At 59.6% G+C, this 16,170-nt stretch carries 18 protein-coding genes; 3 read left to right on the top strand and 15 right to left on the bottom strand.

Going from position 1 to position 16,170, the window contains the following annotated elements; genetic code table 11:
- Positions 1-3: 3 nt before the first annotated feature.
- Together C5F53_RS20045 and C5F53_RS03425 are read left to right on the top strand one after the other, a co-directional pair.
- Positions 4-402, top strand: coding sequence for a hypothetical protein (locus C5F53_RS20045; protein ID WP_146097280.1), 399 nt, complete (start codon positions 4-6; stop codon positions 400-402).
- Complete coding sequence (locus C5F53_RS03425; protein ID WP_105259902.1) at positions 399-2,048, top strand: S8 family peptidase; 1,650 nt, start codon at positions 399-401, stop codon at positions 2,046-2,048. The genes C5F53_RS20045 and C5F53_RS03425 overlap by 4 nt, the downstream gene beginning before the upstream one ends.
- Here C5F53_RS03425 and rrtA read toward each other — a convergent pair.
- Together rrtA and nagZ are read right to left on the bottom strand one after the other, a co-directional pair.
- Positions 1,980-2,585, bottom strand: a complete 606-nt coding sequence (gene rrtA / locus C5F53_RS03430) for a rhombosortase (RefSeq protein ID WP_146097281.1) — start codon at positions 2,583-2,585, stop codon at positions 1,980-1,982. The genes C5F53_RS03425 and rrtA overlap by 69 nt on opposite strands.
- On the bottom strand, positions 2,578-3,681 hold the full coding sequence (gene nagZ, locus C5F53_RS03435) for a beta-N-acetylhexosaminidase (RefSeq protein ID WP_105259904.1): 1,104 nt from the start codon (positions 3,679-3,681) through the stop codon (positions 2,578-2,580). The genes rrtA and nagZ overlap by 8 nt, the downstream gene beginning before the upstream one ends.
- 234 nt (positions 3,682-3,915) lie before the next feature.
- Here nagZ and C5F53_RS03440 point away from each other — a divergent pair, with 234 nt between their 5' ends.
- On the top strand, positions 3,916-4,560 hold the full coding sequence (locus C5F53_RS03440) for a hypothetical protein (RefSeq protein ID WP_146097282.1): 645 nt from the start codon (positions 3,916-3,918) through the stop codon (positions 4,558-4,560).
- Here C5F53_RS03440 and acpS read toward each other — a convergent pair.
- The 13 genes from acpS to C5F53_RS03505 form a co-directional block, all read right to left on the bottom strand.
- The gene (gene acpS / locus C5F53_RS03445; RefSeq protein WP_105259906.1) at positions 4,557-4,964 is read right to left on the bottom strand and encodes a holo-ACP synthase; all 408 of its coding nucleotides are present in this window, start codon (positions 4,962-4,964) and stop codon (positions 4,557-4,559) included. The genes C5F53_RS03440 and acpS overlap by 4 nt on opposite strands.
- On the bottom strand, positions 4,961-5,704 hold the full coding sequence (locus C5F53_RS03450) for a pyridoxine 5'-phosphate synthase (RefSeq protein ID WP_105259907.1): 744 nt from the start codon (positions 5,702-5,704) through the stop codon (positions 4,961-4,963). The genes acpS and C5F53_RS03450 overlap by 4 nt, the downstream gene beginning before the upstream one ends.
- 14 nt (positions 5,705-5,718) lie before the next feature.
- Positions 5,719-6,468, bottom strand: a complete 750-nt coding sequence (recO, locus tag C5F53_RS03455) for a DNA repair protein RecO (RefSeq protein WP_105259908.1) — start codon at positions 6,466-6,468, stop codon at positions 5,719-5,721.
- Positions 6,469-6,584: 116 nt separating this feature from the next.
- A complete protein-coding gene (gene era / locus C5F53_RS03460) occupies positions 6,585-7,544 on the bottom strand; it encodes a GTPase Era (RefSeq protein WP_236635232.1) in 960 nt (319 codons plus the stop codon).
- A 92-nt stretch (positions 7,545-7,636) separates the two neighbouring features.
- Positions 7,637-8,323, bottom strand: a complete 687-nt coding sequence (rnc, locus tag C5F53_RS03465; RefSeq protein ID WP_105259910.1) for a ribonuclease III — start codon at positions 8,321-8,323, stop codon at positions 7,637-7,639.
- A gap of 1 nt (position 8,324) precedes the next feature.
- Entirely contained in the window at positions 8,325-8,678 is a 354-nt protein-coding gene (locus tag C5F53_RS03470) for a DUF4845 domain-containing protein (protein WP_105259911.1), read from the bottom strand.
- 34 nt (positions 8,679-8,712) lie between these two features.
- Entirely contained in the window at positions 8,713-9,678 is a 966-nt protein-coding gene (gene lepB / locus C5F53_RS03475; protein WP_105259912.1) for a signal peptidase I, read from the bottom strand.
- On the bottom strand, positions 9,678-11,489 hold the full coding sequence (gene lepA / locus C5F53_RS03480) for a translation elongation factor 4 (protein ID WP_105259913.1): 1,812 nt from the start codon (positions 11,487-11,489) through the stop codon (positions 9,678-9,680). Before lepA ends, lepB begins: the two co-directional genes overlap by 1 nt.
- A 476-nt stretch (positions 11,490-11,965) precedes the next feature.
- Positions 11,966-13,363 carry a Do family serine endopeptidase gene (locus tag C5F53_RS03485; protein WP_236635191.1) on the bottom strand — a complete coding sequence of 466 codons (1,398 nt, stop codon included), beginning with the start codon at positions 13,361-13,363 and terminating at the stop codon, positions 11,966-11,968.
- A gap of 133 nt (positions 13,364-13,496) precedes the next feature.
- Positions 13,497-14,483: a MucB/RseB C-terminal domain-containing protein gene (locus tag C5F53_RS03490; RefSeq protein ID WP_105260389.1), complete on the bottom strand. Its 987-nt coding sequence runs from the start codon at positions 14,481-14,483 to the stop codon at positions 13,497-13,499.
- A 5-nt stretch (positions 14,484-14,488) separates the two neighbouring features.
- On the bottom strand, positions 14,489-15,073 hold the full coding sequence (locus tag C5F53_RS03495) for a sigma-E factor negative regulatory protein (protein WP_161499879.1): 585 nt from the start codon (positions 15,071-15,073) through the stop codon (positions 14,489-14,491).
- Between the two features lie 11 nt (positions 15,074-15,084).
- Positions 15,085-15,705, bottom strand: a complete 621-nt coding sequence (rpoE, locus tag C5F53_RS03500; RefSeq protein WP_105259916.1) for an RNA polymerase sigma factor RpoE — start codon at positions 15,703-15,705, stop codon at positions 15,085-15,087.
- Positions 15,702-16,109, bottom strand: coding sequence for a hypothetical protein (locus C5F53_RS03505; protein ID WP_105259917.1), 408 nt, complete (start codon positions 16,107-16,109; stop codon positions 15,702-15,704). Before C5F53_RS03505 ends, rpoE begins: the two co-directional genes overlap by 4 nt.
- Positions 16,110-16,170 lie beyond the last annotated feature (61 nt).

The raw sequence follows: 16,170 nt of genomic DNA on the forward strand, positions 1-16,170 counted from the left end.
ACCATGCACCCGATTTCCGCCCAATTCGCGCGGTTACATACCACCTTATTGGCCCTTGGACCGGCACTATTGATTACAGGCTGTACGTCATCGGCACCACCAGTGTTATCTGCACGCCCAGCATCCACTGCAGAAACAACCAGCGAGCAGGTATCGCACCGGATCATCATCCAATTCTCCAGCGTGGTTACAGCACAGAACACCAACATTTTGCGAACGCTGGCTGCGCAAAGTAAGGCCAATGAGGTCCTCTACCTCAGAAGTCTCTCCACAGACACCCATCTCTACCAATTCACAGCCCCAAGCACTCTCTCTGGTAATGAAGTGCTGCAAGGACTACGTGCTGCTCCAGGCATTCGGATGGTAGAACTCGATCAAAAAGCTTCCGAACAATCTCCATGAAGTTCAAATTTCTGACAATCAGCGCATCACTGGCCTTAGGCATGGTGTCTTTCACCGCACTAGGACAGCTTTACTTAGACCCCGCCAGCCGCAGCCCCGACTCCCGCGCAACTCCCCAAGCCAATTCACAGGGGTCTGCAGAACCACTGCTCAACCGGTTGGTGGTCAAGTTCAAGGACCAGCCTGCAACCCGCGGCAAAGAGCTGTCTGTCAGTGACAGAACCAGCGAGCAGCGTCTGCTGGAATTGGGTGCCGCCCACGCCATGCAAACCCGGGAGGGGGTGAACATCGCATTGAACTTCCTGAAAACCACTGCCAGCCAAGCACAGGTTGCACTCACCAGCGAGGCTATGGACCGTACAACCATGAATGCCCTGGTACAGCGTCTGGCCCAAGATCCCAGTGTCGAATATGCCGAAATCGACGAGCGCGCTTATCCACAAATGACACCCACGGACCCTTTGTTTGCGACCGACCAGTCGAGCATGAAACCCGGAGGGGCTGGTAACTTGGGTGGCGCGAACTTCAGTGCAGCATGGGACCGAACGGCCTCTGGTGTGGCTTTGAATGGTGCTGGCGTGGTGGTTGCCGTCTTGGATGGTGGTTACCGATCACATGCAGACCTTGGGAGCAATGTGTTGCCTGGCTACGACTTCGTTAGCCAAGACAATATAGGCGTTTACACCACAGCCAATGACGGCAACAGCCGGGACAACGACGCACTGGATCCAGGCAACTGGAATTCCACTGCCAGCGTCGGCTGCCCAATAGCCGATTCGTCTTGGCACGGCACGCATGTGGCGGGCACCATTGCGGCGCTGGGGAATAATGGCTTGGGCGTGATCGGCGCGGCCTATGGCGCCAAAATACTGCCGGTGCGCGTGCTGGGTGTGTGCGGCGGTTATGTGTCGGATATCGCCGACGGAATTCGTTGGGCTGCAGGTCTGGCGGTTGCGGGAGTTCCGAACAATACAACACCCGCACGCGTGATCAATCTGAGTTTAGGTGGCACTGGGGTGTGCGGAACCACCTACCAGTCGGCCATCACTGCGGCACGCAACGCGGGCACCGTGGTGCTGGCCGCTACTGGCAATGGCTCCTCTTACGACACGCTATACGCTCCGGCCAACTGCAGTGGGGTCATCGCCGTAACCGCTCACACCGGCTCCGGAGCAAGTTCACTCACGGCCAATATTGGACTTGGCACCACGATAAGTGCACCGGGCACCATCATTCAATCCACCAGCAATACAGGTACAACAACGCCGTTAGCCGATACCTACGCGACCAAGTCAGGCACCAGCATGGCAGTACCACATGTGGCAGGAGTTGTGGCGCTGATCATGCAAGCCGTGCCGGGCATCACACCGGATCAGGTGAGTATTGCTTTGACGAGTTCAGCAAGAGCCTTTCCTGCTGGCACCTACTGCGTTGGCAAATACAACACCGTTAACAGCTGCGGTGCGGGCCTGCTGGATGCTGACGCTGCGGTGAACGCAGCCTTGTACCCCGCGACCTCCAGCAGCGGCGGTGGCGGAGGTGGTGGCGGTTCTTTCGGCTGGCTGGAGCTGGGCGGGCTAGTGACCTTGCTGGCTGCGGCGTGGGGACTGAGGCGACACACCAGCCAAGGCCAAGGCAGTCGCTAAACCACCCAGCGCCCCCGCCCAATGGGCGGGGTGGTACACCGGGAAGCCGGGGTCTGGCAGCGCCCCGCCAAACCACCAGGGAAGCAGCAGCTTGAGCACGAGCAGGACACCGCAGGCAGCGCCCCAACTGCGGGGCCCGCGCAACAACAGCAACGCGGCCCCGCCAGCCCAAACGCCGTGCAGGGCTCCCGAGGAACCCGCGTAGTACTGGCATTGCGCGTCCCAGAGCAGCACGGCAGCCACACCCACCAACCCGCCGGCATGCACCACCAAGAGACTCCGCACAGACAGGGAAGATCGCAGCGCCCCCCACAGAACTACAAATGCGAGCACATTGCCCAGCCAGTGCCCCCAACCCAAGTGCACCCACTGGGCGGTAAGCAACTGCCACCAAGCCCCCTGCGCCCATGCCATACGCTGAAACTGCAAGGCCATGCCTGCAGTCTCCAGCCCCTGGGCAGTGGCACACACCGCAGCAAACACCAGCCCCCACACCACTATGGGGCGCATCAGGGCTGGCGCAAGTGTTTCAGGCAATCCAGTCCAGCGCCTGCATGTAGTCGGGGTGCACCATCAGCTCATCCCAGGCCAACGCAGGTGTGCTGGGCAGCAGGGCACGGCGACGGGCTTCACTGGCTTCCAGCGCCTGCCACTGACCTTTCAGTTGGGCTTCGGTCAGCCCTTCAATCAATTCATCTACCGCTTTGCCACCGCCTTCGGCGCTGGGCAGGGACTGGTTGCACAGCAGCACCAAGTCGCAGCCCGCATTCAGCGCGACCACAGCGGCCTCGGTGTAACTCACTTGTTGGCCGTCAATCAGGCGCGCACCGGCCATGGAAAGGTCGTCGCTGAAGATGGCACCGGTGAAGCCCAACTGGGCACGCAGGATGTTGTTGAGCCACATGCTGGAGAAGCCCGCCGGGCGTGCATCCACCTTGGGGTAGATCACGTGGGCGGGCATCACGCTGCTGGTCACGGTGTTGAGCCAGCGGTAGGGGGCGGCATCGTCCGCCAGGATGGCCTTGAGGCTGCGTTTGTCCACCGGGATCTCGGTGTGCGAGTCGGCCTTCACAAAACCGTGACCCGGGAAGTGTTTGCCACAGTTGGCCATGCCGCTTTTCTGCAGGCCATGCATCAGGCTCTTGGCTAGCAGGCTGACCACGCGCGGGTCGCGGGCAAAGGCACGGTCGCCAATCACGCTGCTTTCGCCATAGTCCAGGTCCAGCACCGGGGTGAAGCTCAGGTCCACGCCACAGGCACGCAGCTCGGCACCCAGCACATAACCGGTGGCCGTGGCCGCGTTGGTGGCGTCCAGCGGACCGGCTTTTTTGGCCGACACCGTGCCCGCTGGTTCACGCAGCCAGGTCTCGCCCAGGCTGCGCATGGCAGGCAGATGCGTAAACCCATCGGTCTTGAAACGCTGCACCCGCCCGCCTTCGTGGTCCACACAAATCAGCAGGTCGGCACGCACCTTCTTGATATCGCGACACAGGGCGGTGAGCTGCTCACGGTTCTGCCAGTTGCGGGCAAACAAAATCATGCCGCCCACCAGCGGGTGTTTGAGGCGCTGGCGGTCCTGCTTGGTGAGGCTGGTGCCGGCGATGTCGATGATGAGGGGGGCGTGGAAGGTCATGGTGTGCGCTTTGAATTGCTATGTATTTAGGAGCTGCTTGCGCATATTCTATGGGCGCCAGTGGCATTTTTGATGCCCAAAGCAGACGAAAAGGAGTGCGCATGAGGCCTGGGGTGCAACGCGCCCCGCACCAATTTGTTACAGGTTGCCCCAAAAGCTGCTGATAGACTCATTCCCACTTGCGGCGCCTTGTGCACCGCCCCAACCACCGCAGCCCTGGAAACGCCCCCAACCGTGTTTGGATTCCTCAAAAAACGTGAACGCAGCACACCAATTCAGGCCGTGTTGCTCGAAGAACCTGTCGTGCGGCGCATGGAGCTGGAAGAGCGCATGGCGTACCGGCGCGAGCGCCTGTACCAGTCGATCCGCGAAACGTTTCTGTCCATGGAAGTGGTGTCCCATATGTACCGCTTCAAGGTTATGCCGGTGGATGAGCGGCACCACCGCTTCATTGCCATGATTGATGTGGCCAAGTCCTTTGTAACCGGCGCCAACAGCAAAACCAAAAGTTTTGCAGCGATGGAGCAAAGCATGCGCATCAACACCTACAAGCGCTTTGGCATCCTGATTGATGGCATCTACTGGCGCGTAAGCGAAACCGAAGAGCAGTTTGAACGCCATGCGCGTGCCAGTGACCCGGCACGCAGTGGCGACTTTGCCCCCATGGGACAGGACCACCAGGACCAACGCCCCGGCAGCAAGCTGTCACGGGCGGGCTACCAGGCCATTTCGGTGGAAGAGCAAGCCGCGTTTATGGAAGCGCTGCAACGCGGCGCCACCCTGCCCGCAGTGCATGTGGGCGATCTGGAATACCAGTCAGACTTGGCGCCGCTGGATGGCGGCATCATGATAGGCGGCACCCAGTACGGCAAGCTCTAACCAGTGCGCTCGGACGTGGTTTCCACCACGCAAAAGCTGACCGCGTAGTCGGTTTCGTCGGTCACAGTCACGTGTACCGTCAACGCCCGGGCCTCAAACCAGTCTTTGAGCCCACCGTGCAGCACGATGGTGGGTTTGCCGCTGCGCTCATTGGCAATCTCGCAAAGCTTCCAGGTCATGGGCATGCGCATGCCCAGCCCAATTGCTTTGCTGAAGGCCTCTTTGGCGCTAAAGCGGGTGGCTAAGTAACGCACACCACGCTCCGGCCAACGGGCGCTGCGCGCTTTCCATGTTTTGAATTCGGCGTCGCTCAGCACCTTGGCCGCAAAGCGGTCACCATGCTTGTCCAGGCTGGCGCGGATGCGACGCACATCACAAATATCGGTGCCTATGCCGTAGATCACAGGCAGTCCAGATAGGCCTTGACGGTGGCGTCGTAGCCCAGCTCCAACGCGTCGGCAATCAGCGCGTGGCCAATCGAGACCTCTTGCAGCCCCGGCACCTGCTGCGCAAACGCAGCCAGGTTGTCGCGGTTCAGGTCGTGGCCGGCATTGACGCCCAGTCCCACATCCAGTGCAGCCTGTGCCGCAGCAGCAAACCGCGCGAGTTGCGCGCCCTGCTCTGCCGTGCCCCAGGCAGCCGCATAGGGCTCGGTGTAGAGCTCAATGCGATCAGCCCTCACGGCTTTGGCGGCGGCCATGGCAGCTGGGTCCGCGTCCATGAACAGGCTCACGCGCAGGCCCAGCGCATGGGCGTCGTCAATCAAGGGTTGCAGGCGCGCGGCATCGTCCGGAAACACCCAGCCATGGTCGCTGGTGAACTGGCCCTCAGAGTCCGGCACAAAGGTCACCTGGTGCACCGGCAAGCCGCGCTGGCGCAGGTCGCGCACGCAGTCCATGAGGTTGTGAAAGGGATTGCCCTCCACGTTGTATTCACGGTCCGGCCAGGCCTTCAGCAACTCGGCCAGGTCCAGCACGTCCTGCGGGCGGATGTGGCGCGCGTCAGGCCGTGGGTGCACGGTAATGCCTGCCGCGCCGGCTTGTAGGCACAACGTGGCCGCGCGCGTGACGCTGGGGATGCCCAGGTGGCGGGTGTTGCGCACCAGCGCGACCTTGTTGAGGTTGACTGAAAGATGGGTTTTCATAGTCGGGAGCCTAGCTACAGAGCCTGAATGTCGATCATCATCTGCCGCGTACGCAGCGTCTTGACGCCGCAATGGTAGTGCAGCAACGCGCGCAGCTGGGGTTTGAGGGCGGCCATCATTTCGGCACAGGCACGCAGGGTGGTGGTGAAAGGGGCATCGTCGTGCAAAGCCGCCTGCAGGCGCAGCCACTGTGCGCCTGTCAGGCTGGCACGGTCCTCGGCATGGGCTTGGCGCAGCCCGCCTTCGGGCACCAGCACGTAGTGGTCGTCGGCATGCAGCGCCCCCAGAGTCATGGTCTGTACATCCAGCCGGGGCAAAAAACCCACCTCACGCAACAACAGCAACTCGAAGGTGCGCAGCGCACCTTGCAACACCTCGCCATGTTCACTGGCAATGATTTGCACCACATTGGCATAGACATCGAACAGCACCGCATGCGGGTCGTCACGCGCCAACAAGGTCAGCAGCAGTTCATTGAGGTAATAACCCGAGAGCAGCGCATCGCCCGTGGGCATGACATGACCACCCTGCCATTCGGCACTGCGCAGGGTGCGGATCTCGGCATCGCCCCCGTAGGCCACATGCAGCGGCTGTAACGGCAGCAAAATGGGGCGAAAGCTGGAACTGGGTTTCTTCGCCCCCTTGGCCACCAGCGCAATGCGCCCATAGTGGCGGGTGAACACTTCCAGAATCAGGCTGGACTCGCTCCAGTCGTAGCGGTGCAGCACATACGCGGGCTCGTCAGAAATTCGTTTGGTTGCCATCGGTTAGCGTGACTTGAATCCAGCAAACGCCACAGAACCGGCTTTGCCGGGCTGTAGGCGTTGCCCCCAGCAAGGGGGAAAGCGGCTACGCGAAGCAAGCAAGCCGGGGGGTGTGCTCATTCATAGCCAAAGCTGCGCACCCGCGCTTCGTCGTCGGCCCAGCCAGAGCGCACCTTCACCCACATCTCCAAAAAGACTTTGGCGTCAGCCAGCTTTTCCAGCTCCACACGGGTTTCCATGCCAATGCGCTTGATGCGCTCGCCCTTATCGCCAATCACCATAGCTTTGTGCGTGTCGCGTTCCACCACGATGGTGGCTGCGATGCGCAGCAGGCGTTTTTGGCCCTTCTTCTGCGGTGGCTCTTCTTCAAACTTGTCAATGATGACGGTGGAGGTGTAAGGCAGCTCATCCCCGGTGAGGCGGAACAGTTTTTCGCGCACCAGCTCACTGGCCAGAAACTTCTCGCTGCGGTCGGTCAGTTCGTCTTCGGCGTACCACCATGCCTGCTCGGGCAGGTACTTCTCGCAAATCGTGAGCAAGCGGGGAATGTCTTTGGCATTCTTGGCCGACATGGGTACAAACTCGGCAAACGCGTGTTTGTCGGTCATGGTTTGCAACCAAGGCGCAATGTCGCCACGGCGGTGGATGTTGTCCAGCTTGTTGGCGATCAACAGTGTGGGAATGTCTTTGCCCAGCAAGGTCAGCACACGCGCATCGGCGGGCGTAAAGCTGCCGGCCTCCACCACAAACAAAATCAAATCTACATCGGCCACGGCACCTTGCACGGCTTTGTTCAATGACTTGTTAAGCGCATTGGCATGCAGGGTCTGAAAACCCGGCGTATCCACAAACACAAACTGGGTGTTGCCCAGGGTGTGCATACCGGTAATCCGGTGGCGCGTGGTTTGCGCCTTGCGCGAGGTGATGCTGATCTTCTGGCCCACCAAGGCGTTCAACAGCGTGGACTTGCCCACGTTGGGTTTGCCCACAATGGCCACCAGGCCACAACGCTGACCAGCACCGTCGGCACCAGGGAGGGCCAACTTGGGCGTGCTCTTGAGCAGGCCCTGCAGCATGGCGTCCAGGTCTTCTTGGACTTCGGGTTTGGAGTCTTTTTGGCCCTTAGCCTCCGTGGATTCTGCGCCAGCAGCTATTTTTTTAGGAGCATTCATGGTTTGACCTTTGACTTGATGGTTTGCAGCATGGCCGCCGCGGCGGCCTGTTCTCCGGCTCGGCGTGATCCGCCAATACCGCGCTCGGACAGGCGGAGTTCGGGGATCTCGCATTCCACATCAAAGCTTTGTTTGTGGGCCGCGCCCAGGGTGCCCACCACGGTGTACACCGGCAACTTCATTTTGCGACCCTGCAGCCACTCCTGCAACTCGGTTTTGGGGTCCTTGCCAATGGCCTCCATTTGCGGATTGATCTCGACCGCCTCAAACAGCCGATGCACCAGCGCTTGGGCCTTGGCAAACCCGGCGTCCAAGTAGACCGCGCCAATGATGGCTTCGAGGGTATCGGCCAGGATGGAGGCGCGCTTGGGTCCACCCGAGCGCATTTCGCCCTCGCCCAACTTGAGGACATCAGGCAGCCCCAAACCCAAGGCAAGCTGGTGCAACGTGTCTTGTTTGACCAGGTTGGCGCGCACCCGGGACAAGTCCCCCTCTGGTAGTGCGCCCAAACGGGCGTAGAGCAAATCGGAGATGGCCAACCCCAAGACCGAGTCACCCAGAAACTCCAGGCGCTCGTAGTGGTCAGCCGAAAAGCTGCGGTGGGTCAGTGCCCGCGACAGCAGGGAAACGTTCGAAAACTGGTGTTGCAGGCGCTGCTGCAACGCGGTTAAACCATCTGCCACGTTATTTGGATTGCCCGGTGTATTTGAGCGTCAGAAACGCGGGGCCCACAAGATGGATCTCGCGCTGGTAGGCAAACTTCACCACCACCTTGTCGCCCTGTTTACCCACTTCCAGGTCTTTACCGGTGATGGAGCTGATGGCATCCACTTCCGTTTGCTTGTCAAAGAGGGAGCGCACTTCCACCACCGACTGGCCTGCCGCCGCGCGCTGCACTGCTTTTTGCACGGCCATGAATTCGAGCACGGTGGGAAACACCTGCGCGGCCACCACGCCAGCCATAGCCAACACACCACCGACAAAAATCAGGCCGATGAAGGAAATGCCGCGTTGTTTGGATTTAGTTTGTACTGTCATTTTTTATCCCTACCCCATGGTTTGCGTTGAAACGTCAATTGAATCCGCCGATGCGCTTGAGGTTGCCAAAGTTCATCCAGACAAAAAATGCCTTGCCCACAATGTTCTTATCCGGCACAAAGCCCCAGTAGCGCGAATCCAGTGAATTATCGCGATTGTCACCCATCATGAAATAGTGGCCCTCAGGCACTTTGCAGGTCACGCCTTCCACGGTGTAACTGCAAGCCTCGTAGCCGTCGAACTTGTCCGCACCGGGTACAAAGGCCGGGCGGTCCGTGTCATTGAGGACGCGGTGTTTCTTGTCGCCAAAAGTTTCTTCAAATTGCTTGAAGTACCGCATGGCGTCTTCGTCGAAGAACTCTGGCAAAGCAGTGGTTTCCACCGCTTTGCCATTGATGGTGAGGCGTTTGTTCAGGTAGGCCACCGTATCACCCGGCACGCCGACCACCCGTTTGATGTAGTCCAGCCTAGGCTTGGGGGGGTAACGGAACACCATCACATCCCCACGCTGGGGCTTGTTGCCTTCGGTGACCTTGATGTTGAGCACCGGCAGGCGAACGCCGTAGGTGAACTTGTTCACCAAAATCAGGTCCCCCACCAGCAGCGTAGGGATCATCGAACCCGAGGGAATCTTGAAGGGTTCGAACAAAAACGAACGCAACAAAAACACCACAATGATGACCGGGAACAAACCCGCGGTCCAATCCAGCCACCAGGGCTGCATCAGCAGCTTGACCTTGGCTTCGCTGATATCACCGTCCACCTGGGCAATGCCCATTTTGCTGAGTTCGGCACGGCGCTGGAGGTCATTGGCCTCTAGCACCGCCACCGCCTGCTGGCGCTGCGGCAAAAAGTAGAAACGCTCCGCCAGCCAATACAGGCCAGTGACCACCGTGGCCAAAAACAACAACAGGGCGAAGTTGCCGTCTACCAAGCCAAAGTACCAGGAGCCCGCGTAGAGCCCAAACGCCGCGAGAACGGCTGCCGTCAAAGCTTGCATCAATCTTCCACCTGCAAAATGGCCAAAAATGCTTCCTGCGGTACTTCCACGGATCCGATCTGTTTCATGCGCTTCTTACCTGCTTTTTGTTTTTCAAGGAGCTTGCGTTTGCGCGAAATATCACCGCCATAACACTTGGCCAACACGTTCTTGCGCAGCGCTTTGATTGTCTCACGCGCAATAATATTGGCCCCAATGGCGGCCTGGATCGCCACGTCGTACATCTGGCGCGAAATGATCTCGCGCATCTTGCCCACCACGGCCCGGCCACGGTACAGGCTTTGGCTGCGGTGCAGCATGATGGACAGGGCATCCACCTTCTCACTGTTCAGCAAAATGTCGACCTTCACAACGTCGGCCGCGCGGTATTCCTTGAAGTCGTAGTCCATCGAGGCATAGCCACGGCTCACGCTCTTGAGTTTGTCAAAGAAGTCCAGCACGATTTCGGCCAGCGGCATTTCATAGGTCAGCACGACCTGGCGGCCCTTGTAGGCCATGTTCATCTGCACGCCGCGCTTCTGGTTGGCCAAGGTCATGACCACGCCCACATACTCTTGCGGCATGTAGAGGTGCATGGTGACAATGGGCTCGCGGATCTCGGCCGTCTTGCCTACCTCGGGCATCTTGGAGGGGTTCTCCACCATGATGACTTCACCGTCGTTCTTCATCACCTCGTAGACCACGCTGGGCGCGGTGGTGATCAGGTCCTGGTCGAACTCGCGCTCCAGACGCTCCTGCACAATTTCCATGTGCAGCAAGCCCAGGAAGCCACAGCGGAAGCCAAAGCCCAGCGCTTGTGACACTTCAGGCTCGTAGTGCAACGAGGCATCGTTGAGTTTGAGTTTTTCCAGCGCATCGCGCAGCGAGTCGTACTCGCTGGCTTCGGTCGGGTACAGACCGGCAAACACCTGCGGCTGAATTTCCTTGAAGCCCGGCAAGGCTTCGGTGGCGGTAAACGCCGCACCGCCTGTGCCCTGCTTGATCAAGGTCACGGTGTCGCCCACCTTCGCGGCCTGCAGTTCCTTGATGCCAGCAATGATGTAACCCACCTCGCCCGCTTCCAGCGACTGGCGTGGCTGGTTGGCTGGAGTGAACACACCCAAGTTGTCGGCGTTGTAGGTGGCACCCGAGGCCATCATCTTGATACGTTCACCCTTGCCCAGTCGGCCATCCACCACACGCACCAGCATCACCACACCTACGTAGCTGTCAAACCAGCTGTCGATGATCATGGCGCGTAGCGGGCCGTCAGGATTGCCCTTGGGCGACGGGATGTTGGCGACGATGGCTTCGAGAATGTCGTCGATGCCCAGTCCGGTTTTGGCGGAGCAGACAATCGCCTCGGTGGCGTCAATGCCAATCACGTCCTCGATCTCGCTGCGTGCGTTGTCCGGGTCGGCATTGGGCAGGTCAATCTTGTTAAGCACCGGCAACACTTCCACACCAAGGTCGAGTGCGGTGTAGCAGTTGGCCACGGTCTGCGCCTCCACCCCTTGTGATGCATCGACCACGAGCAATGCACCTTCACATGCAGAGAGCGAACGACTCACTTCATACGAGAAGTCCACATGCCCTGGCGTGTCGATCAAATTGAGGTTGTAGACCTGTCCATCCTTGGCCTTGTACTGCAGCGCGGCGGTCTGTGCCTTGATGGTTATCCCACGCTCTTTTTCGATGTCCATCGAGTCCAAAACCTGGGCCTCCATCTCACGCGCCTCCAACCCTCCGCAACGCTGGATCAAGCGATCAGCGAGCGTGGATTTGCCGTGGTCAATGTGGGCAATGATCGAGAAATTTCTGATGTGATTCATCAACGACGAGCTTCAAGTGATTGAATTAAAACGAGCAGACAAGAAAAAAGGGCGCATCGTAAGACGACGCGCCCTGAACCAACAATCTTTGGCAACTGCGAAGGTTGGAAGCCCATTGTAGGCAAAAAGTCCAGAGAGCACAGCCCAAAAAACCTGATTCAGGGGGAGTTGCGACACTGCAACAAAATACTTATCAACAACTTATTAACAAATCTACAGCACAAGCATGGGACAACATGTGGGAGAGTTGTGGATCAACTGTGGGGTTCTTTCCACCGTCCCATATGATGGACTTTGGGCCCATACATATATCCAATGACTTCCGTAGAAGCCCCGTATTCTAACCAGTGCTTTCAACAAGCCTTGGAAGTTAGCAACCACCCACATTTGCACGAAAGCAATGGGCCGCCTCAAAAAGGAGGCAAAACCAGCGAACAACCCCAAACCCAACTGTGGTTTAGGGTCATGGAGCAGGCTTAACGGGTGGGGCGGATCACTGCAAACTGCGTCCATTCCCCACGACGGAACAGCACATTCAGCGGTTTAGACTTCTCCAGTTTGCCCAGCGCCGCTTCAAACTCCTTGACGGAGCCGACTTCCGCATTCGCCGCCTGGACAATCACATCCCCCTCGCGCAAACCGGCACGTGCCGCGGCATCCGTAGCGGCCTCCACCCGCACGCCACCCTTGAGGTTTGCTTCTTTTTTCTGCGCCTCTGTCAGATCCGCCACTGCCAAACCAAACGCCTGCGCGGCCGTGGACGCACGTGGCTTCTCTTCTTTGGCTGCAGCCTTGGCCACGGGTTTGTCACCCTCTACCTCAGCAATCACCACACTCAGGTCTTTGCTGGCACCACGGCGAAACACCGTAACCGTGCTTTTGGAACCTGGCTTGGTGCTGCCCACCACACGCGGCAAGTCGCTGGACTTCTCAATCGTCTTGCCATCGAACTTGGTAATGATGTCGCCGGCCTCTACCCCCGCCTTTTCTGCGGGAGAACCGGTTTCCACACCACGCACCAATGCGCCAATGGGTTTGCCCAAACCAATGGACTCCGCTACTTCTTTGCTGACCTGGTCAATCTGCACACCAATACGCCCCCGTGTGACACGGCCGTTGCTGCGCAACTGGTCACTGACCCGCACCGCTTCATCCATGGGGATGGAGAACGAAATGCCCATGGAGCCGCCCGAGCGCGAATAGATCTGGCTGTTGATGCCCACCACCTCACCACGCATGTTGATCAGCGGGCCGCCCGAGTTGCCGGGGTTGATCGCCACATCGGTCTGAATGAAAGGCAGGTAGTCACCCGTATCACGCTGCTTGGCACTCACAATGCCGGCGGTCACGGTGTTGTCCAGGCCAAAGGGTGAACCAATCGCCATGACCCACTCCCCCACGCGCAGGCGGCTCACATCGCCCACCTTCACGGCCGGCAGGCCCGAGGCATCAATCTTCACGACCGCCACATCGGTGCGCTTGTCTGCGCCAATGATGCGGGCCTTGAACTCGCGCTTGTCGGTCAAGGTCACCAGTACCTCGTCGGCGTCCTCAATCACATGGGCGTTGGTCATGATCAGACCGTCCGAGGTCAAGATGAATCCGGAACCCACACCACGTGGTTGTGGCTCTTCTGGTTGCTGCGGACGGTTCTGCCGCGGGGCTTGGCGTGGCACATTGGGAATGGGCAGACCGAAACGGCGGAAGAACTCCAGCATTTCCTCTTCGCCCGGCGCCCCTGTTGGGGCACGCGTGCTCACCTTCTCCAGGGTGCGGATGTTCACCACCGAAGGACCGACCTGGTCCACCAGGTCCGTGAAGTCAGGCAAACCCCTGACCGCCTGCGCGGACGCCGACGTGACAGGCACGACCATCCCCACTGCCACTAGGCACAACGATGCCGCTACCCAAAGGGCTCGCAAAGGTTTCAATTGCATAGATTTCATTGCTCCAGTTTCCCTTCAATCTGTCTTTGCCTTCAACGCAGCGTCCACGGCAAACGATGACTTATTTCTTGCGTTCCAAGCCTTGCACAAACAGGGCCAAAGTCGGCGCCGGGGCCTCGCCTACCGCGGTAATCCACCAGGCCTCCAGCCGTCGTGTATGTGTGCGCGTGGCGCCCCCAAGTTCCGTTGCCCCCTCACGGCTGTGGCGGCGCGCATCAAAGGCCTCCACAAACAACGACACCGTGGCCAACCCATCTGAAAACATCCATTGCATGGTTTGTTCGGTACGCCCAGTGGCACCGGCCAGCAGGGCCACCGGGCGCGTGTAACAGCCCATGGGCTTGAAGCCGGGCACCGACTTAGCCATATCCCAGCCCTGCGCCTTGGCCGTGGTCTTTTGCAGGTCACGGCGCTCCACGCGGTAGCCCTCCGTGGCCGCCATCATTTGGGTGAGTTTCGCTTTGTTGACAGGCGCATCCAGCTGCAGCTCTGAAAAGGCGGCTTGCTCCAACACCTTGCCTTCAGGGTCCAGGGTTTGCAGCTGCACCACCAAGCCAGAGCGCTTTTCACTCCATACCCGGTAGCCATAACGCAAGGCATCTTTGGGGACCAACTGCACCACCTCAGCGTCCAGCCCCGCAATACGCTCGCTCCCCACCGGTTTCATCAGGTAGTGCTCAGCAATGCCCGCGGTATTGGACTTGAGCAGATTGGGAAACAGCCCCAGGGACTCGCGACTTTCCGCCACCGCCACCTTGGACTCAGGGAAAAACGTCACCACCTCGTCGTTGCGGCGAAAGGTCGCACGTGGGGTTCCGCTTAAAGACTCCACGCGCTCCACTTGCTGCTCACCGTCGCAGACATGCCAAATACGCGCACTCGTCATCTGCCCGGCGGCCGAGACCACAAAGGTGCCGGTGTAGGTGCGATGCCGCGAAGCCTCATGCAAGCGCATCAACCAGGCATTGATAGAGGGCTCTTCCGCAACAGCCCCCAGCGGTAGCAGGCTCCCAACCAGTGCCAGCACGCCCGCGACGATCAAACGCATGGTTTTCACCGCGCAGGCCTTTCATAGGTGGCATTGCGCAAAAAGCCCGATGGCATCTGCCAAGCCGAATGCCCCCCAAGCTGCTGGTGGGCTGCCATCAACGCATCCAGCTCCGGGTCACGCAGCATGATGGCGGGCTGCAGGGCAACCGGCACTGCATCTAGCGCGGGTGCCACCGCCAGTTGTGGTGCAGACACAGGCGCAACCGCCTCCCACATGCTGATGGACAACACACCCACCAAAACCGTGAAGGTGGCACCAGCTACCCAGCGCCACGGGCCATTGGCAGGTGCAGGTTGGGGTGCCTGCCCGGTAGAGCCAGGACGCACAGGCTGCAGCAGCACGGCCGGCGAGCCGCCCTCTTGGGCCAGGCGCTGTTCCAAACGCCCCAGAAATGCCAGGTCTGCACGCTGCGGTGCCAAGGCGCTGCTGCGCAGCACATCACCGGCCAGATGGTAGAGGTGCCAATCGTTAGCAGACGAATCCTGCTTCGCCATGTCCTCCAGCAGTGCATCCAGCTCGGCTGCAGGCAAGTCTCCGTCCATCAAGGCGGAAATACGCTCGTTCAAAGGCTGGCTCTGCGTGTTCATAGATTTCATTCCTACCAACGTTTCCCGGTCTGCTTTTCCAGTAGGGGCTTCACTTTTGCCGAAATCGCCTCGCGGGCCCGGAAGATGCGGGAACGCACGGTGCCAATCGGACAGTCCATGGCCAACGCAATCTCGTCGTAACTCAAACCTTCGATTTCGCGCAGCGTAACGGCTTGGCGCAACTCCTCTGGCAAAGCATCCATGGCGGCATTTACCACTCCGGCAATCTCTTTGGCCGCCAACTCAGATTCCGGGGTTTCTTCGGTGGTTGGTTCGTATTTGGGGCCAGAAGTTTCATCTTCGTCCGCAGATGACAGAAAACTCTCCGACATCGTCGGGTTGCGCTTGAGCTCCAACAGGAATTTTTTCGCGGTGTTTACCGCAATGCGGTACAGCCAGGTGTAAAACTGGGCATCCCCCCTAAACTGGTGCAAGGCGCGGTAAGCCCGGATAAAGGTCTCCTGGGCAATGTCTTCCACCAAGTCCACATCCCGCACCATGCGGCCTACCAAGCGTTGGATACGGCGTTGGTACTTCAGTACCAGCAGGCCGTAGGCGCGCTGGTCTCCCGCCAGGGTGCGTTCTACCAACAGCAAATCGGTATCGTTAGGAGTGGTCAGCGGCTCCGTCATGGCAGCAGCCCCTCTGGATCGGTAGACTGCGGCGGCGCCCGCAAACCATGATGGGTGGAATGCACCAAGGCACGGCGCAACGCCAGCCAGTTGTGTGGCGTGCCATGCACAGGCTCCAGCCATAACCACAGAAGCGGCTGCCCCGCGCGTTGCAGCGACACGAGCACCAGCCACTGAAAATCAAACACCATGCGCAAACCGGAAACTGCATGGTCTTGGGATACCACCCACAACCAGTGCTCACCATCCCAGCGCAACGTCCCTACAGGGGAGCGACGCCAGACCACGGCAGCTCCGATACCCGCCAGCAAGACCAACAACGCTTGCCCCCACACAGCCCAGGCCGGGAATTCAGTGTCCGCGGCCCATGCCAATGGGAACAGGCTCAACAATGCCAGCGACATGCAAGCGGCCAGCACGGTGGCATGCCAACGCGAACGGCCTACCGGGAAACTAACCGCGGGA

The organism is Rhodoferax sp. TS-BS-61-7, assembly GCF_002943465.1.
GTDB lineage: Bacteria > Pseudomonadota > Gammaproteobacteria > Burkholderiales > Burkholderiaceae_C > Allorhodoferax.